This is a genomic window from Paraburkholderia sp. JPY465 (assembly GCF_050436725.1).
In the GTDB taxonomy this organism is placed as follows: Bacteria; Pseudomonadota; Gammaproteobacteria; order Burkholderiales; family Burkholderiaceae; genus Paraburkholderia; species Paraburkholderia youngii.
In genome coordinates this window covers 1,026,931-1,050,206 of sequence record NZ_JBNDMT010000006.1, presented here as the reverse complement: position 1 = coordinate 1,050,206, position 23,276 = coordinate 1,026,931, and the positions used below count along the sequence as shown (strand labels likewise).

Below are 23,276 nucleotides of genomic sequence, written 5' to 3'. Positions count from 1 at the left end.
TATCTCCAGTTCGTCAGACGGACAAAGCCGCTGCACGCGCCTGCACGGTTTGCGTTTGCGTTTGCGCTTGCGATTGCGATTGCACGCGCGGCAGCGGCGCCTGCTGCCCTGGCCAACGCAGATAACTACGGTCCAGCCCGGCGATATCGCAGCAACCGAGCAAGCCGAGCGCCCGGTCGATCTCGGTCTGCAGAATCTCGATGGCCCGCTCAGCGCCCGGCTGACCGCCCGCGCTCAGACCATAGGTGGTCGCGCGTCCGAGCAATACCGCATCGGCGCCCAGCGCGACCGCCTTCAGGATCTCGGAGCCGCGGCGAAATCCGCCGTCGAGCATCACGCACAGCTTACCCCCAACCTGCTCGACGACTTCGGGCAGCACGTCCATCGCCGATACCGCGCTGTCGAGTTGCCGCCCGCCGTGGTTCGACAGCACGATGCCGTCGACGCCGGCCTCCAGCGCCTTCAGCGCATCGGGCGCACCCAGCACGCCTTTGACGATCAGCCGACGCGGCCACAGATCGCGCAGCCAGCGGATATCGTCCCACGACAACGACGGGTCGAGTTCGCGGCCCAGTGTGATCGTCGCGCCCTTCACGCTGTCCTGCCCCGGCGGCAGCAGGTCGCCGAGATTGGCGAAGCGCGGCATGCCGTTCGGCCACAGCACGTTGGCCATCCAGCTCGGATGGCGCAGCACGTCGAACTTGTTGCGCCAGTCGAGTTTCAGCGGCTCGATGTAGTTGCGCAGGTCCCATTCGCGTTTGCCGAACACCGCGCTGTCGGTCGTGACGACCAGCGCCTCGATGCCCGCGGCGTTCGCGCGCCGCGCCAGCTTCGCGAGAGATTCGCGCGTGCGGTACATGTAGACCTGCATCCACACGCGACCGCCCGCGCGCTGCACGACGTCCTCCAGCGAGATCGTCGACACGTTGCTCAGCACGAACGGAATGCCGGCCGCTGCCGCCGCACTGGCCAGCTTGACGTCGCCTTCGCGAAACATCAGGCCGCTATAGCCGGTCGGGCCGATCATGAACGGCGACGCGCTGCGCTCGCCGAACAGCGTCACGCTCTGATTGCGCTTTTCGACGTTCACCAGCGTGCGCGGCAGAAAAGCGATTTCGCGGAACACGTCGCGGTTGCGCCGCAGTGTGGCTTCGTCTTCGGCGCCGCCCTCGACATACTCGAAACAGAAATTCGGCAGACGCTTGCGGGCCATCGCGCGCAGATCATCGATGCTGTGCGCGCGCTTCACGTCGCGGCCTGAATAAAGGCGGCGTTCCAATTACATCCTCCAGTGCGTGATTTATTCGCTTGTTTGCTTGTGTCGCTGCAATGCAGCCGTTCAGGTCACCACGCCGACTTGCCACGGCACGAACTCGCTCTGCCCGTAGCCATGCAGCTCGCTCTTGGTGCGCGTACCCGACGCGCAGTCGAGCATCATGCGGAAGATCGCTTCGCCGAGTTCATCGATGCTCGCGCTGCCGTCGATCACCCCGCCGCAATTGATATCGATGTCGTCCTGCTGGCGCTCCCACAACGCGGTGTTGGTCGCCAGCTTCAACGACGGCGACGGCGCGCAGCCGTAAGCGGAGCCGCGCCCGGTCGTGAAGCAGATCAGGTTCGCGCCCGAGGCGACCTGTCCCGTCGCGGAAACCGGGTCGTAGCCGGGTGAATCCATGAACACGAAGCCCTTCGCGGCGATCGGTTGAGCGTATTCGTAGACGTCGACCAGATTCGTCGTGCCGCCCTTCGCGACCGCGCCGAGCGATTTTTCGAGGATCGTCGTCAGACCGCCCACCTTGTTGCCCGCCGATGGGTTGTTGTCCATCGCGCCGCCGTTGCGCGCGCAGTAGTCCTGCCACCACGCGATGCGCGCGAGCAGTTTGTCGCCGACCGCCGCGCTCACCGCGCGGCGCGTCAGCAGATGTTCCGCGCCGTAGATTTCCGGCGTTTCCGACAGGATCGCGGTACCGCCATGCCGCACGAGCCGATCCACCGCGGCGCCGAGCGCCGGATTCGCGGAGATGCCCGAGTAGCCGTCCGAGCCGCCGCATTGCAGACCAACGCACAGATGCGAGGCCGGCACCGGCACGCGCTGCACGCGATTCGCGTCGGCGAGCATCTCGCGCACCATCGCGATACCGCGTTCGATCGTCTTGCGCGTGCCGCCGCTGTCCTGGATCGTGAAGCTGCGCAGCTTCGTCGTGCTGGCGTCGAGGCCGCCCGCCGCGAGCACGCCGTCGATCTGATTCGTCTCGCAGCCCAGCCCGACGAACAGCACCGACGCGAAGTTCGGATGCACCGCGTAGCCGGCGAGCGTGCGACGCAGAATCGCAATGCCCTCGCCTTGCATGTCGATGCCGCAGCCGAGCCCGTGCGTCAGAGCGATCACACCGTCGACGTTCGGATAGTCGGCGAGCGCGTCGGGACGCACGTCGCGCCGGAAATGATCGGCAATCGCGCGCGCAACCGTCGCCGAGCAGTTCACACTGGTCAGAATGCCGATGTAATTGCGCGTCGCGATGCGGCCGTCGTCGCGACGAATCCCCATGAAATGCGCGGGTTCATCGACGTAGACGGTCGGCTGCGCATCGGCGCCGAACGCGTGCTCGCGCGCGAACTCGGACATGCCGAGATTGTGCGTATGAACATGCTGGCCGCGCGCGATCGCCTCGCGCGCTACGCCGATGATCTGGTTGTAGCGCTTGACCGGCTCGCCGCGCGCGATGTCGCGCGTCGCGATCTTGTGCCCCGGTGGAATCAGCCCGGCGACCACCAGTTGTTCCGCGTCGATGCGCGTGCCCGGCAGCAACTGCCGGGTCGCGATGATGACGTCGTCGGCGGGATGCAGGCGAATGATCGGGCACGCGCGGCTAGCTTGAGTCGACATGAAAAGCCTCGAAGACAGGGTTATCGGTAAGCGTTCAAACAGAATACGTCAGATCGTGGAGCCCACGCCCTTGGGCAGATCGCGGCTGTCCGATTCCAGCGACAGCGGCTCGATGCGTCCCACGATGAAAAGATAGCTGAACGCGCCAAGGAAGCAGAAGCCGCCCGCGACGACGAGCGGAATCGTGAACGAGCCCTTCGACATCGCCACCATCACGCCGGTGAACGTGGTGATCACGATCCCCGCCAGATTCGACGCGAAGTTCTGGATGCCGCCGATCGACGCGACGTGGCGCGGCGTCGGCGCGACGTCGCCGGGCAGCGACCAGATGCTCGCCGCGGCGAACGCGAGGCTGCCGTACGCGATGCCGAAGAACGCGAGCATCAGATACGTGTTCTCCGTGAACGCCGACAACGTGATCACCGACGACAGCAGCATGCCGCCGACCATGCAGGTCTTGCGCGCGGCCGTCAGGCTCCAGCCGCGCCGGAACAGCGCGTCGGACACGAAGCCGCCGAGCCAGCCGCCCGGAATCGCGATCAACGCCGGAATCATGCCGAGCGTGCCGAGCGATTTCAGCGAGAAGCCACGGGTCTCAACGAGGTAGCTCGGAAACCACGTAATGAAGAAATAGATCACGAAGTTCAGGCAGAAGAAGCCGAGCATCATGCCCCACAGCGTGCGGTGGCGAAACAGCGACGCCCATGTCACCTTCTCCGCGCTCACCTGAGCCGCGGGAGTCGCCTCGAGTGCAACGGCCATCTCGTCTTGCACCGGATTGCGATAGATCACGAACCAGCCGACGATCCAGACCGCGCCGAGCAAGCCGGTAAGAACAAAAGCCGCCTTCCAGCCGAGCGTGCTGATGATCAGCGCAACCACGGGAATCGACAGTGCCGAGCCGACCCGCGAGCCGCTATCGAAGATGCTCGTCGCGAGCGCACGTTCCTTGGGCTGGAACCATTGGCTCACGAGCTTCGTGCAGGACGGATACGCACCCGCCTCGCCGACGCCGAGCAACAGGCGGCAGCCGAACATGCCCGCGACGCTGGTCGTGACCGCGGTCGCCGCGGTAAACATCGACCACCAGCCGACCGCGAGCGGCAGCGCGATGCGCGCGCCAACTCGATCGACGAACCAGCCGAACGGCATCTGCATGAACGCGTAGGTCCAGAAGAAGCCGCTCAGGATGAAGCCCATCTCGGCGGGGCCGATGCCGAGCGCCTTTTCGATTTGCGGCGCGGCGACCGCGAGATTCGCACGATCGATGTAATTCACCGCGATCGCGAGAAAGCACAGAAAAATCACTACCCAACGCATTTTCTTCATGAAACTGTCTCCTGCTAGCCAGGCTAAGCCTATGTTTAGATGAACCTTGCGACCTCGTGAGCCGCCGGTGTACTGCGGGGTCGACGACCCGATTTACTGCGGAGTTGCGGCCCGCGCCTTTAGCCGCGTTGCACGCACGCGGCAAGCGCCGCGTTCAGACGCGGTTGCTCGACACGCACGTCGAGCTCGCGCGCGAGTTCGATCACCGGCCTGAAGCGCCGCTCTTTCTTTTGCTCGTGATTGCGCGCGATGTCGGCGAGGCGATGATCGAGGAACGGGTTTTCGAAGCGCTCGCGCACGTCATCGAGATAGGCGCGCGCGTCGCTGCCCTGACCGAGCGCATCGAAGACCGGCAGGACCTCGTCGCGCCACAGCGATTCGAGATCGGCGCGCAACAGCGGATCGCGCATCGCGTGCAGCACGTTCTCGTCGGGATCGCGCGCGTCGGCCTGCCAGCGCTCGGCGAGCCACGTATGCCCGAGGTTCAGCAGCAGCAGCTTCAGGCGTTCGTAGTGCAACAGATCGTCGGTGACGATCATCGCTTCGTGCTCGCACGGCAGCACCATGCCGGCACGCCGCTCGATCGCCCACAACGCGTAGGGTTCGGCAATCGCGCCGACCGGCCGGATCGGCTCGGATACGATGCGGTCCACCAGCGAATTGACCCAGACGCAGGTGTGCTCGATGTAGCGCACGAACTCGGTCCCGGCGCCCCACTCGCGCGCGATATCGGCGACGAGACCACGCAGCGTGTCGCCGTTGCCCGATACGAGTTCGCATGGCAGCAGCGTCAGCGGCGCGGCGCCGGCATTGAAGCGCGCGTGCAGCAGCACCACGAGCTTCGCCGCGAATCCGCGCGGCACGCTCTTGTCGTTGTGCAATAGCTCGGCGGTGTCTTCGGCGAAACACTCGTAGCCTCGATCGCCGGTGTTAGAGATCACCACGCGCGCGTCGCGCGCAAAGCGCTCCACCACCGTCGGCCAATCGGTATTCGCGTTCAATGCCTCGCTGATCGCATGACAATGCGTGGTCGTATCGATCACCGCTTCGCGGCGCAGACCGCGAATGCGCACCTCGTACTGCCGGTGCGCGCGTAACGCGTCGATGCGCGCGAGGCTCTCGGGGTTGGCCGTCGTCTGCACGACGGTCACGTGTCCCAGCGCGCGGCCCGCGTCGAGCGCCGCCGATACGAACAGATCCGCGTGCGCCTGCAGAAAGCGACTCGTGCCGAATTGAAGAATCGGGTTGCCCATCGTCCGTTGTCCCCGCTCGCTCAACAGGCCACCAGCGCCTTGATGACGCCGGCATCCGGTTTCAGCAGCTTGGGGAATTCGCCCGGCAGATTGGCGAGTTCGACCACGTGCGTATTGAGCGCGGCCGTCGGAATCTTGCCGGCGCGCATCGCTTCGAGCACCGTTTCGAAGTCGGCGACGGTCGCATTGCGGCTCGCGAGCAAGGTCGTCTCGCGCTTGTGCAACTCCGGATCGGCAAACGAAATGCGCTCGCTGACGATCGACACCAGCACGTACTTGCCGCCATGCGCGACGAACTGCAGCCCGCGCTCCATCGCCTTCACGTTGCCGGTCGCGTCGAACACCACGTCGAAGAACTCGTTGTCGGTCAGCGCCGCGAGTTGGGCGGCATCGGTCGCGGCGTCGGTGGTGTCGAGCAGCACCGTGTGATCCGCCTGCAATGCGCCCGCGCACACGGACAGACGGTCCGCGCGGCCGTCGAGCACGCTGACCTCGCCGCCGCGCAGCTTCGCGAAGATCGTCGCGGCCATGCCGATCGGCCCAGCCCCGACTATCAGCACACGCTGCCCGGCTTGCACGTCGGCGCGCGCGACCGCGTGTGCGCCGATCGCCAGGAATTCGAGCATCGCGGCCTGGTCGAGCGTCACGCCGTCGGCCTTGAAGACGAACGCCTGCGGCACCGCGAGGTACTCGGTCATGCCGCCGTCGGTATGGACGCCGAGCACGCGGATGTTCACGCAGCAGTTGCCCTTGCCCGCGCGGCAGGCCACGCAGCGCCCGCACGACAGATATGGCATCACGTACACCTGGTCGCCGGCCGCGACGCGCGCACCGGCCGGCGCCGCTTCGACGATGCCGGCAAGCTCGTGCCCCATCACGCGCGGATACGACAGATACGGCTGATTGCCGGTGAAGATATGGAAGTCGGTGCCGCAGATGCCGACTCGCCGGATGCGGATCAGCACATCGTCAGGGCCGGCGTCCGGCATCGCGCGTTCAGCTAGCGCGAGCTGGCCGGGTTGTTCGCAAATGACTGTCTTCATCGTCGTGGAGGAATGGATCGGGTATCGGGGAGTGGAGCGACCCGCAGGTCTACTCGTTTGACGCCTGCGTGGCGTCGATCTGGCCTTACCAATTTGCAAAATTAACCGCACGTGCGATACTGGTCAAGCCAATTTGCACGGAGTTGGGGGAAACCCCGAACGCTGTCAGCGCGCCGCCGGGCGCGCGCGATTTGCGCGCAGGGCGCTTCGATCTACAATCGGCGCTCGCCTTATCGGGCTTGCAGAAGCTCCATTGCCGGGAATCGTTTCGTGAACACCAAACCTGCCGACACTCGCCGCTTATATCTTCAGATCGCGGAAAAATTGCGCGATCTGATCGCTCAGCCGGAGTTCGCGCCGAACGGCCGCCTGCCGCCCGAGCGCGCGCTGGCGGAGACGCTCGGCGTATCGCGGCCGTCGGTGCGCGAGGCTCTGGTCGCGCTCGAACTGGAAGGGCTCGTCGAGATTCGCATGGGCTCGGGCGTCTATCTGTGCACGACGCCGCCCGCGCAGCGTGATGCGTCGCTGTCGCAGGCCGAACTCGGCGATAGCCTGCTCGACATCCTCGGCGCGCGCTGCCTGATCGAAGGCTCGATCATCGCGAGCGTCGCACCGTTCTGCAAACCGAAAGACCTGAAAATGCTGCGCGCGATCTACAACGAGATGGAGCGCGAAGTGAAGGCCGGCAGAATTCCGGTCGCGGCCGATCGCGCGTTCCATCTCGCGATCGCGCAGATGTCCGGCAACGAAGTGCTGGTGCGCACCGTCAGCTCGCTATTCGATGCGCGGCATAGTCCGCTGTCGGAGAAGCTGCGCGGCCACTTCGAAAACGAAACGACGTGGGGCGCCGTGCCCGAAGAACATCTGGTGATTCTGGAAGCGCTGGAAGCGCATGATCCGCTGCAGGCGCAGGCGGCGATGCAGCGCCACTTGAAGCTGTCGTTGGAGCGGGTGATTACCGGCGGGCAGCGCACGACTTAGGCGCCGCTGCCGGGATATGACGAAGTCCGGCCTCGGTGGCCCGATCTGTATTTGATTGGATAGCTTGTGAGCGACGCTGCCGTGAAGCGGCAATAGGTCAACTCGCGGCGGCCAAACGCGCATTCACGGCCGCCAGCACTTCTTCGAGCGTCTCCTCCATTACCTTCGACAAATCGTCGAGATGCGGAGCCGGTGCGGCGCCACGTGGCGTGATCTTCAGCGTATAGAAAGGCATCGCGTGCTCGAAGCGGCGCAGGATCAGATTCGAGTCGAGAAAGTCGTACGCCGACACCGGATGCAGCAAACCGATGCCAAGACCTTCCTTGACCATCGTCGCGATGTTGACCGAATACGGCGCGATCGCCACCACCTGCGATTGCAGCTGACCGGTCGCGAGCACCTGATCCATGCCCCAGCGCACGAGGTCGGGCAAGTCGTACGACACGATCGGCTGATTCCGCAGATCGGCCACCTTGATGACCTTGTGCTTGCCGAGCGGATGACCGGCCGGCAACGCGCAGATCGCATCGAGCTGCGCGAACGCGGTCGAATCGGTGCCGGTCACGTCGACCGTATTCGTGACGAGGCCGAGCGCGAGTTGGCGCGACACCACCTGATCGCGAATCAGCGACGACGCCCCGGTCGTCAACGCAATCTGCACGGCCGGATGCCGGCGATGAAAGTTCGCGACCACGCGCGCGAAGTAGCCGAGCCCGAACGACACGACCGAACCCACGCGAATCACCGCGGTCGACGGATTGCGCAAGCTCAGCGCGAACTCGCGGATGTTGTTCAGCCCCGCATAACGCCGCTCGACTTCCTCGAACAGCGCCAACGCTTCGACGGTCGGTTCGAGCCGTCCGCGGCTGCGATCGAACAGCGTCAGACTGGTCAAACGCTCCAGGTCGGTAATCAGACGGCTGATGCCCGACTGCGAAGTGCCGATGACCTGCGCGGCGCGGGTCGTCGTGCGGGTGAGCATCAGCGCCCTGAATGCGTCGATGTGCCGAAAGTCCATCCGTTCTCTCCGGATTGCATGGGCCGCCGGCGCCCCCCGCTGTCAACCGCGCTCGCACGGCAGCGCTGCGCATGTCACGCCGGCAAATCAAAGGCATGGATTTTACCGGCCTTCATCACGACCGGAATGCGCTCGCCCTGCCCCAGCAGACAGTCGAGCGACGCAAGCGGATTGCCGTCGACAACCAGCATGTCGGCGTGCGCGCCTGCCGTGATCTGCCCGAGCTGCCCGACCTGGCCGAGCACCTGCGCGCCGACCACCGTCGCGCTACGCAGGATCTCGAGCGGCGACAGCACTTCGCTGCGCAGGCGGAATTCATCGCTTTGCAGACGCTGCGATTCGCCGAGCAGATCGCTGCCGAAGCCCATCGGCACCCCTGCCGAGCGGAAGATTTCGAGCGAATGCAAGCCCGCCTGACGCACGCTCTCGATCTTCGCAACGCTGTCTGCCGGCAGGCCGAGCGCTTCGCCTTCGTTCGCGAGCGCGTCGTAGGTGACGAGCGTCGGCACCGCGAACGCGCCGTGCTCGGCCATCACGCGCGCCGCCGCTTCGTCGACCAGATTGCCGTGCTCGATCGTGCGGACCCCGCAGCGGACCGCGCGCGCGATCGCCTCGGCCGTATACGCATGCGCGAGCACGTAGGTGCCGCGCGCCCGCGCCTCGTCGACGATCGCCCTGATCTCGTCTTCCGAATAGCCCCATGCGCCGACCGGATCGGTGGGCGACGCGACACCGCCCGAGGCCATGATCTTGATCTGGTCGGCGCCCATCTGCAGCTCTTCACGCACCGCGCGACGCACGGCATCGACGCCGTCGGCGACACGCGATATCGCGCCGACGCGCGCGCAACACGCGCATGGACTATCGGTGCCGATGTAGTCGCTGCGGCCGCGCATGTCGCCGTGTCCGCCGGTCTGGCTGATCGCGCGGCCCGACACGAAGAGCCGCGGACCTTCGGCGAGCCCCTGTTCCAAAGCCTGCTTGAGCGCGAAGCCCGCGCCGCCCGCATCGCGCACCGTCGTAAAGCCGCGTCTGAGCATGCCTTGCAACAGCGGCAACGACTTCAGCGTGACCAGCACGTTCGGCAGGTTCACCTGTGCCGCGAGATTGAGCTGCGTCGCGTGCACGTGCACGTGCAGATCGATCAGGCCAGGCATCAGCGTCTTGCCGCGCACGTCGATTTCGCGCGCGGACGTGATACGGATCGGCCGATCCGAGACTTCCTTGATGCGTCCGTTTTCCACCAGCACCGCGTGGTCGTCGCGCAACTCGCCGGCAACCGGATCGAGCAGCGCGCAGTGCGAGAACAGAATCGACTCCATCATCTCTCCTCCCGGTTCACAGCCGGGTCCTCTTCAACGTTGAAGGGTGTCGCGAGCCGCGCGACTCAATCGATGGTCGCGTGCGCGAGCGTGCGCGGGGTCTTCGTCAGCAGCTCGGGGGTGGGGCCGGTCACGACCGAATCGTCGAGCCGGAAGCCGCCGAGGCCGTACACATAGATGCCAGGCTCCGCCGAGTAGACTTCGTTGTCGAGCAGCGCGCGGTGATTGAATGCCATGTCGTCCGGATACTCGTGACCGATGATGCCCATGCCATGCCCGGTGCGATGCCGGATGTACTTCGCGCAGCCGGCCTGCTCGATCACAGCCTGCGCGGCCGCGTCGATACCCGAAACGGGCTGGCCGGTGACGGCCGCCGCGACCGCCGCCTCGTTGGCCGCGCGCGCGACCTCATGAAAACGCGCCTGCTCGGCGCTCGGCTTGCCGCAGAACCACGTGCGCTCGTTCTCGATCACGAGACCGTTCAAACGCGGAATCACGATATTGACGAGACCGTCGCCCGCCTTGATCTTCGCGCCGCACGACGCCCCGTCGCCATGCGGCGACGCCGATGCCGGTCCCGACAGGGTCCAGCAACGCATCACTTCGAGGTTCTCGCCGGGAAAGCGGCGTGCGCCTTCGGTCACCATCAGCGCGGCCATCTGATAGTCGAGTTCCTGCACGAGCCGTCCGGGGCGGATGTTCTCGCGATATTGGTCCTGCACCCAATCGGCGAGACTCGCGGCTGCCCGCATCACGGTGATCTCCTCCAGGTGCTTGACCCAGCGCAACGAGCGCAGCTCGGCGAGCATCGGCAGAAACTTCGCGTCCGGCAACAGCGACGCCGCACGGCCGAGCGGACCACCCGCGGCCTCGACGCCGATTCGCGATGCGCCAAGCCCGGCGGCGCGCAAACGCGCGGCGATCAGCTCCGGGACTTCCGCGAGCAGCGGCTGCCGCTCGACCACGCGCGGATGCTCGGAATAGAACGAGATATCGTCGAGCCACAGATGCCCGCGCTCGCGCGCCATCATCGCGTGATGCGTCGACAGCTCGTTCATGATCGCAAACGGCTCGCCCGACAGCGGCACGCACACCGCGATCGGCCGCTCCCAGGTCTGCACGTCGACATGGAAATTGGTCGCAAACTGGAAGAAGTCGGCGGACGTGAAGATCAGTGCATCGACCCGCTGACGTTCCATCAGCTTTTGCATCAGGTCGTGACGGTAAGCGCGAGTCTTTTCGGTGAGGGTCGGCATCTGTGATTCCTTCAGAAAGTCAATTGAAGAGAGGCGCATCCCACACACGAGCCCGCGGCGCGCCCTGCCAGTTCAGGTCATCATCGTCTTCGCGTAGCGGCGCTGGATGATCCAGTGCGACAACAGCGCCAGCGCAAACGTGACGACCATCGATACGAGCGACAGCACGGCCCCGAACGGCCAGTTGTTGGCCTTGGCGATCTGGTCGTAGATCGCCGGCGTCATCATCGTGATGCCGGTGCCGCCGAGCAGAACCGGTGTCGCGTATGCGTTCATGCACAGAATGAACACGAGCATCGTGCCGGCCGCGACGCCGGGCGCAGCGATCGGCAACACGACGCGCGCAAGCGTCTGGGCGAAGCTCGCGCCGAGATTGCGCGCAGCTTCCTCGATCGAAAAATCGAGGCCTTCGAGTACGCTCTGCAACGTCAGGATCATGTACGGCAACACCACGGCGGTGGTGCCGGCCACCACCGCGAACGGCGTATACAGCAGCCGCACCGGTTGATCGACGACGCCGAGCGCGATCAGCGTCGCATTGACGAAACCCGCGTTGCCAAGCATGACCATCCAACCCGCCGCGCGCACGACGTTGCCGACCAGCAGCGGAAACACCAGCAGCATCACCAGCTGGCTCTTGTAGCGGCTCTGCGTTTTAGCGAGCACATAGGCGACCGGAAAACCGAGCACGAGCGACAGCGCCGTGCACAGCGCGGCCACCTTGATCGTGGTCCACAGCACCGCGTGGTAGTACGGATCGGTCAGAAACTGGACGTAGTTCTCGAGCGTGAACGCCGCCTGCATCATCTGGACCGAGTCGAAATGATTGAAGCTGTAGCGCACCAGTTGCACGCCTGGCAGCACGATCACGAATAGCACGACCAACACTGCAGGCGTTGCGAGCAGGCCCCCGGTGAAGTCGCGGCGCCGCGGCGCGGCGTTCAGTGCGCTCGTCGTCATGGTTCAAAGTCCCGGCTTGAATTCCTTGTTCCAGAAGTCGAGCAGCGCCGGTTTTTCCGCGGTGAAGCGCGCGTAGTCGACTTTCACCAGACGATCGAGTTCGGCATTGGTGAAGCCGACGCTCTGTTGCAGCGTCGGCGGCAAGGCCGCATCGGTGACGGTCGGCGCATAGCCCATCGTCTCGGCGAAGCCGACCTGCGCGCGTGCATCCAGCATCGCGTTCAGGTAGTTGAAGCCGCACGCACGCGATGGGGCATTCTTCGCCACGGCGGCTTCGAACGTGACCGGCACGCCGCCCTCTTTCGGGAATACGTAGTCGACCGGCACGCCGCCTTTTTTCCACTGCAACGCGCGCGCTTTCCACATGCAGGTCATCCAGATTTCGCCGCTTTTCAGCGCCGCCGCGACCGCTTCGTTCGACGGATAGACCTTCGGCTGCTGCTTGCGCACCTCGCGCAGAAACTGGATGCCGGCCGTCGTGTCGCCATTGTGCTGACCGGCCGCGAGTGAGGACTGCAGCACGTTGAAGTTGTACAGAATGTCGGAAAAGCCCACCCGTCCCTTCAGTTTCGGATCAAGCGCGACCGCGAACGAGTCCGGCTTCGCCTGAAACTTCTCCGGGTTATAGACGATCACCATCGCACTGAAGATGTGCGGAATCGAATACGGGCGGCGCAGCGCTTCGATCGTGCGCGCCGAGTTCGGCACCAGTTTCGTGTCGAGCGGTTCGAGCACGCCCGAACGGTTGACGTCGAACATGTCGATGTCGGCGAGACAGGCGACGTCGAGCGAACCGTGACGCGACATCTTCTCCGCGCGCAGCTTCGTCATGCGGCCGATCTGATCCGCCGAGTCGTAGGTGACGCGACCGCCGGCCGCCGCGATGATCGGCTTGCCGATGTTCTGCTCGAGCAGGTTCAGATAATCGCCGCCCCACGTGCCGACGACGACACTGGGACAAGCGTCGGCTGCCAATGCCGCGCGCGGATCGAAGCCGAGCGTGGGTGCGACGAGCAGACCGGATGCAGCTTTCAGAAACGTGCGGCGCGTGATGGGATGGCTCATTTGATGGTCCTTCAGGCGGAAAAAAGCAGGCAATCTTCGGTTCTGAAGCACGCGTGCAGCGTGTCGCCCGGCGACCATCCGCCGGCACCCGCATGCGCGGTGTTCGGCACGAGCGCGACGAGGCTCTGGCCACGCTCGCTCGTGAGGCGTAATTCGACGGTTGCGCCGAGATAGATCCGGTCGGCGAGCCGTACCGGAATCGATACTTCGCTGTGCTCGGGCGCCGCGGCGAGACGCAGGCGCTCCGGGCGAATGCCGAGGGTGTTGGCCCTGGGCGCGGCGGCGCTCAGCGCGATCTTTTCGCCGTTCGCCGTGATGAACCGGCCGTCGTCGACGTGGCCCGCGAGGAAATTCATGCGCCCCAGAAAGCTCGCGACGAACGGATTCGCGGGCCGCTCGTACAACTCGTCCGCGCTGCCGATCTGCTGCACGCGTCCGTCGTGCATCACGGCGACGCGGTCCGCCATCGCGAGTGCTTCCTCCTGATCGTGCGTGACGAAGATCGTCGTGAGACCGAGACGCTGCTGGAGTGCGCGGATTTCTTCGCGAACCTCGACGCGCAGCTTCGCGTCGAGATTCGACAACGGTTCGTCGAGCAGAAACACGTCGGGCCGGATCGCGAGCGCGCGCGCAATCGCGACGCGCTGCTGCTGCCCACCGGACAACTGCCGCGGATAGCGTTCGGCGAGCGACGTCAGCCGCACCATGTCGAGCGCCTCGCGAATGCGCGTGTCGCGCTCGGCTTTTGGCACGCGCCGCATTTCCAGACCGAACGCGACGTTCTGCGCGACGGTCATGTGCGGAAACAACGCATAGCGCTGAAACACCATGCCTGTATTGCGCTTGTCGGGCGCGAGCCGCGTGACCTCGGTATTGCCGATCCAGATTTCGCCGTCGCTCGGCTCGACGAAGCCCGCCACCATGCGCAGCGTCGTCGTCTTGCCGCAGCCGCTCGGGCCGAGGAAAGCGACCAGCTCGCCCTCGGCGATATCGAACGACACGTCGGCGACCGCGGTCGTCGCACCGTACTGCTTGCGCAGATTGCGCAGGGATACCTGAGCCATATTCAGATCACCTTGCCGAGCTTCACGAATCGATCGGTGATCAGCATCACGATGCCGAGCAGCACGATCTGCGCGGCCGATACCGCCGCGATGGTTGGGTCGAGATTGAATTCGAGGTACTGCATGATCGCGATCGGCAACGTCGTCTTGCCGGGGCCGACGAGCGGCAAGGTCATCTCGAGGTTCTCGAACGAGACGATGAAGCCGAACAGCGTGGACGCGACGATCGCCGGCCGCAGCATCGGCAACGTGACGCGCCACAGCGTGCGCCACGCGCCGGCGCCGAGATTGCGCGCCGCCTCCTCGACGGTGGTGTCGATCTGGCTCAGGCTCGCGGTGACGAGCCGGATCGTCCATGGGATCGTCAGGCAGATATGCGCGAGCAGCAGGCCGCCGAAGGTGCCGACGATGTCGGTATCGAGCGCATTTTCGGCGCGCAGATAGAACAGATAAGTCGCAATGCCGGCGACGATGCCAGGCACGACTAGTGGGAGCAGCAGCGTGTTGCCGACGAGGCGCCGCCCAGGAAACCGGTAGCGCGCCAGTGCGAGCGAGGCGGCCACGCCGAGCACCACGCCGCCGAGCGCCGCGCCCGCCGCGAGCTTCAGCGACAGCACGAAGCCATTCGCGAACGCGTCGTTACGCCATGCATTGACGTACCACGACAGCGTGTAGCCGGATGGCGGAAACGTGATGATCGCGTCCTTGAAGAAGCTCAGCCAGATCACGAAGATCAGCGGGCTCAGCATGAACAGATAGATGAGCGCGACGCCCGCCCTGACGAACCATTTCGCCGGGGCCAGACGTGGGCGGGACAAAGCGTGCGCGGAGACGATGCTGCTACGTTCGATCGGAACCTGCGTCACCGCGCTTTCTCCCTGGTCAGGATTACACGTTGGGGTGTGTCCGGCGGGGTGGCGACCTCAGGCCATCCCAGTTCCGCCTCGGCCGGCTGCAATGTAAATTTGCATAGCCTTGCGAACTGCGATTCACAGTAGCATGAATAAAATAAGGAGCAAAGCGGGTTCGGCCAGACGCGCGCTGGGGTTTACGCGGGCGCTGGGCCGCCTAGGGATGGGGTGTTTTCGCCGCAATGGCAAACCTGTCGAGCGTCGACGCGGCTCGTATCAGCGCGCCGCCTCGGCCCGTACGCTGCGCGATTTCACGCGCCAGTTCGCGAGCGCGCCGAGCGCCATCAGCACGCTGGTGCCGAGAAACACCGCGCGCATGCCGACGTGTCCGCCGACGAAACCGCCCAGCAGCGGGCCGGCCACCTGCCCCGCGTACTGCGACGACACCGAGTAGCCGAGAATCGCACCAGTCACGCTCGCCGGCACGTTGTGGCGGATCACACTCGCGATGCACGGCAACAGGCCGCCGAGTGCGATCCCCATCAGGAAACGCAGCACGATCAGTTGCCAGCTCGCGGTGACGAACGCCTGCGGCACGAGCAACACCGCCGATACCGCGAGGCAGCCGACGATCACGTTCCAGTGCCCGACGCGATCGGCGAACCTGCCGAGGCGCGACGACGAGATCACGCTGCCGAGCGCCGCGCCGGACATGACGAAGCCCGCGACCATCGTCACGCTTTGAGGCTTCGTGAGCTGGGCGACGTAGACGGTGATGATCGGTTCGATCGACATGTTCGCGACCATCAGCAGCAGGCCGGTGGCAAGCATCGCGATGGCTGGCCGCTTGTCGTCGACCGAGGCCCACGCGCCCTTCTTCGACGCGCTGTCCGCGCGCTTGCGGACGGGCTGCTCGCGAATCAGAACCGCGGTCGCGAGAAAGGCGACGAAGATCGCCGCGCCCGAGGCCCAGAAGGTCGCGCGGATGCCGATCAACGGCGGCAAAAAGCCGCCGATCAGCGGGCCGACAAGGTTCCCCGCCATGATCCCCGACGACAGCACGCCGAGCGCCCAGCCCGAACGCGCCTTCGGCGTCTGCGTCGCGACGAGGATCATCGAGCCCGACGCATAGCCGCCGAGCAGCCCGGCGAGCAGCCGCAACGCAACCAGTTGCCAGGCCGAGTGCGCCATACCGATCAGCGACATCGCGACCGCCATGCCGAGGCTCGAGCGGATCAGCATCAGCTTGCGGCCGTAGAGGTCCGCGAGCTTGCCCCACAGCGGCGCGACGAGCGCGGCGCTGAAAAAGGTCGCGCCGAATGCGGCGCCGGACCATTGCACGATCGCCGCATGATCCTTCACGCCGAGCTGTTCGACGTAGAGCGGCAGGAATGGCAGCAGCAGCGTCATCGCGACGATGGTCGTAAACGAGCCGAACACGCACACGCACAGGTTGCGCTGCCAATGCGCGGCGGCTTCATCGCCGGCCGCCGGGGCGGCCTTGGCAGCCGCCGTGGCCTGCGCCTGCGGCGGCACCGGTTCGGCCGATGGTATGTCGAGCTTGCGATTCATCTTCGAGACTTTCCAGGTGACTAGGGGCCGTTCGAGCTATCCGAAGCATGCTAACGGGCTGCGTCGCTGTCAGGCAGTCAACCCATCATCCTGGTATCGCTACTACCTCTTCCCGCTAGTGGCCCGCGGCCGACGTGCTGTGCGACGTCTGCGGCGCGGCCGCCGCCGATGCCGCCGCATCCGACACCCCCACCGCGCCGCCCGGCAGATCGGCCGGCTTCGTCGAACTCACCGCATCCGGATAGAGCTGCATCAGCACGCGCAGCACACCATTGGTCCAGCCAAAGCCGTCCTGTAGCGGATACTCGCCGCCGCCCGCCGACTTGTCGCTCGCGTCGACGTCGTACTTTTCGACCAGCTTGCCCGTGCGCTGGTAGTACGCGACGTTGGTGCGGATCCAGCGGGTCGCGATATCGCGAGCTAGCTCCGGCTCGCTGTAGCGGCGCAGCCCGATCACCGCGAGATACTGCAGCGGCGCCCAGCCGTTCGGTTCGTCCCATTGCTGTCCGGTATTGGTCCGCGTCGTCGCCAGACCGCCCGGGCGCAGCAGATCGCGCCGGATCGTCTGCGCCACTTCGCGCGCGTCGTTGCGTGCCGCGACGCCGGTGTAAAGCGGGTACACCGTCGCGGCAGTCAACCGGTGCGTGAGCGTGCGATGCACGAAGTCGTAGTCGGTGAAAGCGTGCAGTTGCGGATCCCACAGCATCCGGCGGATCGCATCGGCGCGCACGCGGGCGCGTAGTTCGAGATTCTCGGCGTGACCCGCGTCGCCGGTCACCCGGTAGGCTTTCGCGAGCGCGCGTTCGAGCTCCACCATCAGGCAGTTCAGGTCCACTGGCACGAGCGAGGTCACGTCGATGGTCGCGAGCGTCCTGCCGTCGGCGAACCAGCGCGAACTGAAATCCCAGCCGGTTTCGCCGCCCGCGCGCAGGTTGCGCCACAAATCCTGCGCGTCGCGTTGCGGTATCTGCTGCGCCGTCATCACATCCTCGCGGTACGACTCGTCGCGCGGCGCCGCGCGCTCGTCCCAGTAGCGATTGAGCAGCGTGCCGTCGGCGAGGCGCACCAGATGGCGGGCCGCGTTGCCCGGCGACAGATGATCGCTGCCCGCCATCCAGTACGCGTATTCACGGCGCAGCTCGGGCAGATAGCGGGCGTAGACCTGATCGCCCTCTTTGCGCGCGACGAGCTGCACCATCTGCGCGAAGAACGGCGGCTGCGAACGGCTCAGGTAATACGTGCGATTGCCGTTGGGGATGTGGCCATAGCGGTCGATCAACGTCGCGAAGTTGTTCAGCTCGTCGTCGACGAGCGCGCGCTGGCCGCTCGCGTCGAGCCCTAGCAGGATGAAGTACGAATCCCAGTAGTAGATCTCGTCGAAGCGGTCGCCTGGCACGATGTACGACGACGGCAGCGGCAACAGCGAAGCGTACGGGCTGGCGCTCGCCTCCGGTTCGCGGCGCAGCACGCTCCACAGCGTATCGATGTGCGCGGTGACGCTTTCGTTCGGATCGGACACATAGCGCTTCGGCTCGCGCGGGGGCAGCGTGAAACGCTGTTCGACGAATTGCTTCAGGTCGAAGCGCGGCTGAGCGCGCTGGCTGTCATAGTCGGCGATGACTTGCGCCGGCGGCTGGTTTGGCGACATGTCGGCGAACGTCTTGCTGTCCGGGTACAGGTGGGCGAGTTCGACGTCGCGATACAGCTCGCCATACAGTTCGGACGGCGGCGTCGGCACGACCGGCGACGGCTGCGCGTGATCCGTGTTGTCGACGTGCCTGGCCGCGGCGCTGCTCCCGGCATTCGCAGCCGCAGCCGATGCGGGCAGCGCAAGGGCCGGCACGGCCGGCTGGGTCGGTGCGACCGTCGGCGCGGATTGCGCGGTGACGCCGGTGCTTGCGGCGAGCGCCAGCGCCGTAGCCACGGAGGCGAGAACGCAGCGGTACGACCGCTGGCGGGAAAACCAAACGGGAAGATCGGAACGAAATGGCATCGGCGGACCCGTTGAGGACGACGCGGTGACGTCGACGTAGGCGGCCCGCCGCGCGTGCCGATCCTATGCTGCACGCTGCCGCGGGGCTTCGAGAGGGTCTCGCTAGCAAATGCGGGGCCCGCTTCGCAAAACGATGTCGCGCGCAAGCGCTCTCTACCAGGTACCGACCAGGTTTCTGGCGACCGACCGCGCTCGAGGCATGAGCTTCGTCAGGCCGCGCGGCCCGGTCCGGCGCCGGCTTGCGGCCCGCTCATTCTAGGCGGAAACCGGCGTTAGCCGCCGGTCGCGAATCCTAATGACGCCGCCTTCGCGCGCAGGTTCGCGAAGCGGTCCGCCGTCGGGTTGATCGCCCGCATTTGCGACTGATCGATCGCCGATACCGAACTCGACGGCGAGGGCGCGGCCGCCCCCAGGCAGGTTCCGCCGAACGGCCCCTGGGCGACCGTGAACGCGGGAGCGTCGGTGCGCGGCGCGCCGTTGAAATCGAGCGCGTAGGCGAGATTGAAGGTCGCCGGATCGCTGCCGCGCACGCCGAGCGGCTGCAAGCCGAAGCGCCATTGCAGCAGCGCGTGAATCGAACTGGGGTCGAACGGATAGCGCGTGACCGAACCCGCGCGCACGCGCGGGCCGAGCAGCGCGAGCGGCACGCGAAAGCCGAGCTTGCCGTCGTTGCCGAGCGTGAGCTCGCTGTTGCTGATCGGCCTGGTGGGCGGCACCACGTGCTCGAGAAACCCGCCCCATTCGTCGTAGACGACGATCATCAGCGTGCGGCTCCACGTCGGGCTCGTGCGCAGCGCCTCATAGACTCGCGCGAGAAACGCCTCGCCATCGCGGATGTCGGCATGCGGATGGTCGTCGGCGGAAACGCCTTCGGGCTCGCCCGTAAATGACGGATCGACCATGCAGAATGGCGGCAGCGTCCCCGCCGCGGCATTCACGAGGAAATCCGCAAACGGGCGCGAAATGCCGAGATACCGCGTGCCATAAAGCGCCGTGAGCGGCACGTCGTGGTAGTAGTAGCGAGCGTCGACATCGGCGTCGCTCAGCTTGTCCCAGATCGTCGCGAGCGACGACGTGTCGGCGCTGTCGTCGAGCCGGTCCGTTGCGCCGCTATGCAGATACAGGCGATTGGGAAACGTGCTGGTCAGGATGCCGCTGAAGTAGAAGTCGCCGATCGTGTAACTGCTGGCCACGGCGCTGAAAAATTGCAGGTCGGCCTGCGTGTAGAAGCCGATCGGCAGCAGGTCGCCCCGGCTCAGACTCGTGCCCGGCGTGAGCAGCCAGCCATTCATCGCACCCGATGCCAGTTGCGTGCGGCCCCCCGAGAAGCTGTGATTGGGGTCCAGGAAGGCGCACGCCTGATAGCCGTACGCGGCATTCGCCGCAAGCGAAAACGGCGTTTGCGTCGCGCCGAACGCGTCCTTGAATTGCCGGTTCGCGGGCATGCCCTCCGCGCCCGGCACCCAGCCCAGGAAATGGTCGAACGAACGATTTTCCATCGTGACCAGCACGATGAAGTCGATGCCCGAGCTGGCCGGCGCGGGCAACGCCGGGCGCGGCAGGCCATAGCGGTCGGCGGCGTTGGGCGCCGGAATGTCGGTAATCGAGGGCGCGGGGTCGCCGCCGCTTCCTCCGCCCGTTATGTCGTCGCCCGATCCGCCGCCACCGCAACCCGATAGCGCAACGCTGCCGGCCACCGCGGCTACGCCGGCAAGAAAGCGGCGGCGGTCGTGTCCATGATTCTTGTGAGTCTCGTCGCCCATCGCACGCCTCCTGATTGGCTGCGGCGCGGGCATTCGTCCATGCCTGCCTGCCGCGGAGCAACACGCGCGCGCCGATTGGAGCGGCGGTTGGTCGTTGGCAGCAAGTTTCGAACCCGAGCCGGTGGAGGGCCGTTGCGAAGTGGCGATGTCTATCGAATTACTTCAAAGGCAGATGATGCCTTGTCTGCCTAAATCTCCACGCGCGCGCCGACTTCGATCACGCGACTGGCCGGCAGTTTGAAGAAAGCCGCGATATTGCCGACGTTGTGCAGCATCACCGCGAAAAGCCGCTCGCGCCATAGCGCCATGCCGTGGACGCGTTTGGGCACGACAGCCGCGCGGCTCAGGAACCAGGATGTGTCGTCCGGGTTGAACGTGAATTCCGGCGACTTGTGGGCGGTCAGCGTGCGCGGCAAGTCCACTTCGTCCTTGAATCCGTAGTTCACCGTTGCGTGCCAGCAACCCGCGCACAGCGGCCTGATCTGCACGCGCTCGCTGTCGGCCACCCACGGCACGTTTTTCGTGATTACGGTCAGGAAGACCGTGCGCTCATGCAGCACACGGTTGTGCCGCAGATTGTTGACGAGCGCGTGCGGCACCGCTTCGGCGTCCGGCGTCAGGAAGATCGCCGTGCCGCCCACACGCGTCGGCGAACTTTCGAGCAGCGTGGTGAGGTACTGTTTGAGCGGCGTCTTTCCCGCCCGCGTGCGCGCTTCGGCCAGCATCATCTCCCAGCCGCGTCCCCACGTCGCCATGATCGTGAACATGATCGCGCCGACTACGAGCGGGAACCACCCGCCATCGACGATCTTGAGCAGATTCGCCGAAAAGAACAGCGCGTCGATCACGAAGAAGAACGAGGTGGAGAGCACGCACAGCAGCCAGTTGTAGCGCCACGCGTAACGCACGACGAAGAACGTCAGGAACGTGGTGATCAGCATCGTGCCGGTCACGGCGATGCCGTACGCGGCCCCGAGCGCCGTCGACGAGCGGAAGCCCAACACCGCCGCGACCACGGCGACCAGCAGAATCCAGTTGATGCCGGGCACGTAGATCTGCCCGATCTCGCGCTCCGACGTATGCACGATGTTCATGCGCGGCAGGAAGGAAAGCTGCATCGCCTGCATCGTCATCGAATAGGTACCCGAAATAACGGCTTGCGACGCGATCACGGTGGCGATCGTCGCCAGCACGATCATCGGCACGATGGCCCACTGCGGGAACAGTCGGTAGAACGGGTTTTGCACCGCGCCGGGGTTCGCCAGCAGCAGCGCGCCCTGGCCCAGATAGTTCAGCGCGAGCGCGGGAAAAACGACGCCGAACCACGTCACACGAATGGGCCGCTTGCCGAAATGGCCCATGTCGGCGTAGAGCGCCTCGGCGCCCGTCAGCGACAGCACCACCGCGCCAAGCGCGACGAACGCGAGCCAGCGGTGATGCATGACCAGGCGGAGCCCTTCCAGCGGATTGAGCGCATACAGCACGACCGGCGTGGCCATGATGTTAGCGACGCCCGCCGCGCCGATCACGACGAACCACAGCACCATCACCGGCCCGAACACGGCGCCGATGCCGCCCGTGCCGTGCTTTTGCGTGACGAACAGGACGATCAGCGCGGCGAGCGTCACCGGAACCACATAGGTCTTGAGCCCGGGCTCGACGACTTCGAGCCCTTCCACGGCGCTCAGCACGGATATGGCCGGCGTGATCACGCTGTCGCCGAAGAACAGCGCCGCGCCCATCACCCCCACCACGAGGAGCCCGCGACGCAAGCGCGGCCGCGACGCGATCGACGACGCCGCGAGCGCGAGCAACGCCATGATCCCGCCTTCGCCGTGATTATTCGCCCGCAGGATCAGGACGACGTACTTCAGCGAAACGACGATCATCAGCGACCAGAAAATCAGCGAAACGATGCCGACGATATTGAAAGCATTGAGCGTGAGACCGTTGGCGGGATCGAACACGGTGGCAAGCGTATAGAGCGGGCTCGTGCCGATGTCGCCATAGACCACGCCGAGCGCGGCCAGCGCGAGCGCTGGAAGAGCCGGTGAGGCGTCGCCGTGGCCTTCCTTCCCCGACTCGGCGGTTGCGGAATGTGCCATGTCTCCCTCCTCATACGAATCGCGCGTGAGCCGTGATGGCCGCGCCGCGGGTTCGCTTAGATTCCTTCGTTTCGTTGACGTGAATTCGTCTGGGTCGCGCGCGCTGGATCGTGCCAGGTGCGCTAGAGAAGTATAGAAATTTCCGGCGAAAATGCGCTTTGCGCGCAGCAGTCACGCATTCGGACGACGCCGTCGCGCCGTCCAATGTCAGCTTAACGTCAGGCAGAACGGCGCAAGCGTCAGCAGACCGCCTCGTCTGTCCGCCTCGAAGGCGCCGTGCCCGCATGCTCTCCGAGTTCCATGATTTCCACGAGCCGCTGCTGGTAGTGCTCCGGCAAATACTCAGCGAATAGCTTCTGCCCTTGTCCGCCAGATGTTCCGCCAGTCGATCCAGTGCCAGTTCGAGGCTCTGAGGCTCAGACCGAAATTTGATCTTGTTGCCTACCGCGTCACCGGTCGTCGCCATGCTGCCGCCGTCGTGGACGAGGGCGGGCAAACCGAGCATCGCGGCCTCGATAGTGACGAGCGGCGCATTCTCGGCTCCCAACGATGGCTCGACGACCGCGTCGGCAAGTCGAAAGGGAAAAACATCTCAAGGGCTCAGTGCTGTGAATTTCGTCGCGTTGTTTGTAAGAGCGTCTATTCCGGTACCCAGGTTGCATGGCCGCGCGGTCTCTTGACGCGGATCGACGACACGACGGCGGCCACCCCCAGCCAGGGTTTCCCCTCCTCCAGCACCTCAAAACTTGTCCTACTATCAAGCAGTTAAAACTAACTAACTCATCAGTTAGTCAGGTTTCCCATGCCGCAAGTC

18 protein-coding genes are annotated in these 23,276 nt (G+C 65.4%); 2 read left to right on the top strand and 16 right to left on the bottom strand.

Features of this window, described 5'->3' with window-relative positions:
• Positions 1-13 precede the first annotated feature (13 nt).
• From QFZ94_RS38175 to QFZ94_RS38155, 5 genes are all read right to left on the bottom strand, one after another.
• On the bottom strand, positions 14-1,279 hold the full coding sequence (locus QFZ94_RS38175) for an alpha-hydroxy acid oxidase (protein WP_429463088.1): 1,266 nt from the start codon (positions 1,277-1,279) through the stop codon (positions 14-16).
• 60 nt (positions 1,280-1,339) lie between these two features.
• A complete protein-coding gene (locus QFZ94_RS38170) occupies positions 1,340-2,887 on the bottom strand; it encodes a UxaA family hydrolase (RefSeq protein WP_368624076.1) in 1,548 nt (515 codons plus the stop codon).
• Between the two features lie 48 nt (positions 2,888-2,935).
• Positions 2,936-4,216 (bottom strand): MFS transporter, encoded by a 1,281-nt coding sequence (locus QFZ94_RS38165; RefSeq protein ID WP_429463087.1) that lies wholly within the window; start codon positions 4,214-4,216, stop codon positions 2,936-2,938.
• A gap of 119 nt (positions 4,217-4,335) precedes the next feature.
• Complete coding sequence (locus tag QFZ94_RS38160) at positions 4,336-5,469, bottom strand: mannitol dehydrogenase family protein (protein ID WP_368582494.1); 1,134 nt, start codon at positions 5,467-5,469, stop codon at positions 4,336-4,338.
• A 20-nt stretch (positions 5,470-5,489) separates the two neighbouring features.
• The gene (locus tag QFZ94_RS38155) at positions 5,490-6,512 is read right to left on the bottom strand and encodes a zinc-binding alcohol dehydrogenase family protein (RefSeq protein WP_429463086.1); all 1,023 of its coding nucleotides are present in this window, start codon (positions 6,510-6,512) and stop codon (positions 5,490-5,492) included.
• 270 nt (positions 6,513-6,782) lie between these two features.
• Between QFZ94_RS38155 and QFZ94_RS38150 the strand changes: the two genes are divergently transcribed.
• Positions 6,783-7,493 carry a FadR/GntR family transcriptional regulator gene (locus tag QFZ94_RS38150; RefSeq protein ID WP_429463085.1) on the top strand — a complete coding sequence of 237 codons (711 nt, stop codon included), beginning with the start codon at positions 6,783-6,785 and terminating at the stop codon, positions 7,491-7,493.
• A 97-nt stretch (positions 7,494-7,590) separates the two neighbouring features.
• Here the strand turns inward: QFZ94_RS38150 and QFZ94_RS38145 are convergent, their stop codons facing one another.
• From QFZ94_RS38145 to QFZ94_RS38095, 11 genes are all read right to left on the bottom strand, one after another.
• Positions 7,591-8,511 (bottom strand): LysR substrate-binding domain-containing protein, encoded by a 921-nt coding sequence (locus QFZ94_RS38145; protein ID WP_429463084.1) that lies wholly within the window; start codon positions 8,509-8,511, stop codon positions 7,591-7,593.
• Positions 8,512-8,585: 74 nt separating this feature from the next.
• On the bottom strand, positions 8,586-9,833 hold the full coding sequence (locus tag QFZ94_RS38140) for a metal-dependent hydrolase family protein (RefSeq protein WP_410852329.1): 1,248 nt from the start codon (positions 9,831-9,833) through the stop codon (positions 8,586-8,588).
• A 65-nt stretch (positions 9,834-9,898) separates the two neighbouring features.
• Complete coding sequence (locus QFZ94_RS38135) at positions 9,899-11,089, bottom strand: M24 family metallopeptidase (protein WP_429463082.1); 1,191 nt, start codon at positions 11,087-11,089, stop codon at positions 9,899-9,901.
• Between the two features lie 72 nt (positions 11,090-11,161).
• On the bottom strand, positions 11,162-12,049 hold the full coding sequence (locus QFZ94_RS38130) for an ABC transporter permease (RefSeq protein ID WP_368582500.1): 888 nt from the start codon (positions 12,047-12,049) through the stop codon (positions 11,162-11,164).
• A 3-nt stretch (positions 12,050-12,052) separates the two neighbouring features.
• Positions 12,053-13,114, bottom strand: a complete 1,062-nt coding sequence (locus QFZ94_RS38125; RefSeq protein ID WP_410852314.1) for an extracellular solute-binding protein — start codon at positions 13,112-13,114, stop codon at positions 12,053-12,055.
• An 11-nt stretch (positions 13,115-13,125) separates the two neighbouring features.
• Complete coding sequence (locus QFZ94_RS38120; RefSeq protein ID WP_429463081.1) at positions 13,126-14,178, bottom strand: ABC transporter ATP-binding protein; 1,053 nt, start codon at positions 14,176-14,178, stop codon at positions 13,126-13,128.
• 2 nt (positions 14,179-14,180) lie between these two features.
• On the bottom strand, positions 14,181-15,044 hold the full coding sequence (locus tag QFZ94_RS38115; RefSeq protein ID WP_410852316.1) for an ABC transporter permease: 864 nt from the start codon (positions 15,042-15,044) through the stop codon (positions 14,181-14,183).
• 261 nt (positions 15,045-15,305) lie between these two features.
• Entirely contained in the window at positions 15,306-16,601 is a 1,296-nt protein-coding gene (locus QFZ94_RS38110; RefSeq protein WP_429463080.1) for an MFS transporter, read from the bottom strand.
• Between the two features lie 115 nt (positions 16,602-16,716).
• Positions 16,717-18,525 (bottom strand): alpha,alpha-trehalase TreA, encoded by a 1,809-nt coding sequence (gene treA, locus QFZ94_RS38105; RefSeq protein WP_429463079.1) that lies wholly within the window; start codon positions 18,523-18,525, stop codon positions 16,717-16,719.
• A gap of 341 nt (positions 18,526-18,866) precedes the next feature.
• Entirely contained in the window at positions 18,867-20,357 is a 1,491-nt protein-coding gene (locus QFZ94_RS38100) for an alkaline phosphatase family protein (RefSeq protein ID WP_429463078.1), read from the bottom strand.
• Between the two features lie 188 nt (positions 20,358-20,545).
• Positions 20,546-22,462, bottom strand: coding sequence for a potassium transporter Kup (locus QFZ94_RS38095; protein ID WP_429463077.1), 1,917 nt, complete (start codon positions 22,460-22,462; stop codon positions 20,546-20,548).
• Between the two features lie 373 nt (positions 22,463-22,835).
• Here QFZ94_RS38095 and QFZ94_RS38090 point away from each other — a divergent pair, with 373 nt between their 5' ends.
• Positions 22,836-23,231, top strand: coding sequence for a hypothetical protein (locus QFZ94_RS38090; protein WP_429463076.1), 396 nt, complete (start codon positions 22,836-22,838; stop codon positions 23,229-23,231).
• The last annotated feature ends 45 nt before the right edge of the window (positions 23,232-23,276 follow it).

What these genes read in the sequence shown, in the direction of transcription:
- QFZ94_RS38170 (WP_368624076.1), bottom strand. Translation starts at nt 2,887, where the DNA reads ATGTCGACTCAAGCTAGCCGCGCGTGCCCGATCATTCGCCTGCATCCC.
- QFZ94_RS38165 (WP_429463087.1), bottom strand. Translation starts at nt 4,216, where the DNA reads ATGAAGAAAATGCGTTGGGTAGTGATTTTTCTGTGCTTTCTCGCGATC.
- QFZ94_RS38160 (WP_368582494.1), bottom strand. Translation starts at nt 5,469, where the DNA reads ATGGGCAACCCGATTCTTCAATTCGGCACGAGTCGCTTTCTGCAGGCG.
- QFZ94_RS38155 (WP_429463086.1), bottom strand. Translation starts at nt 6,512, where the DNA reads ATGAAGACAGTCATTTGCGAACAACCCGGCCAGCTCGCGCTAGCTGAA.
- QFZ94_RS38145 (WP_429463084.1), bottom strand. Translation starts at nt 8,511, where the DNA reads ATGGACTTTCGGCACATCGACGCATTCAGGGCGCTGATGCTCACCCGC.
- QFZ94_RS38140 (WP_410852329.1), bottom strand. Translation starts at nt 9,833, where the DNA reads ATGGAGTCGATTCTGTTCTCGCACTGCGCGCTGCTCGATCCGGTTGCC.
- QFZ94_RS38135 (WP_429463082.1), bottom strand. Translation starts at nt 11,089, where the DNA reads ATGCCGACCCTCACCGAAAAGACTCGCGCTTACCGTCACGACCTGATG.
- QFZ94_RS38130 (WP_368582500.1), bottom strand. Translation starts at nt 12,049, where the DNA reads ATGACGACGAGCGCACTGAACGCCGCGCCGCGGCGCCGCGACTTCACC.
- QFZ94_RS38125 (WP_410852314.1), bottom strand. Translation starts at nt 13,114, where the DNA reads ATGAGCCATCCCATCACGCGCCGCACGTTTCTGAAAGCTGCATCCGGT.
- QFZ94_RS38120 (WP_429463081.1), bottom strand. Translation starts at nt 14,178, where the DNA reads ATGGCTCAGGTATCCCTGCGCAATCTGCGCAAGCAGTACGGTGCGACG.
- QFZ94_RS38110 (WP_429463080.1), bottom strand. Translation starts at nt 16,601, where the DNA reads ATGAATCGCAAGCTCGACATACCATCGGCCGAACCGGTGCCGCCGCAG.
- QFZ94_RS38100 (WP_429463078.1), bottom strand. Translation starts at nt 20,357, where the DNA reads ATGGGCGACGAGACTCACAAGAATCATGGACACGACCGCCGCCGCTTT.
- QFZ94_RS38095 (WP_429463077.1), bottom strand. Translation starts at nt 22,462, where the DNA reads ATGGCACATTCCGCAACCGCCGAGTCGGGGAAGGAAGGCCACGGCGAC.
- QFZ94_RS38090 (WP_429463076.1), top strand. Translation starts at nt 22,836, where the DNA reads ATGTTCCGCCAGTCGATCCAGTGCCAGTTCGAGGCTCTGAGGCTCAGA.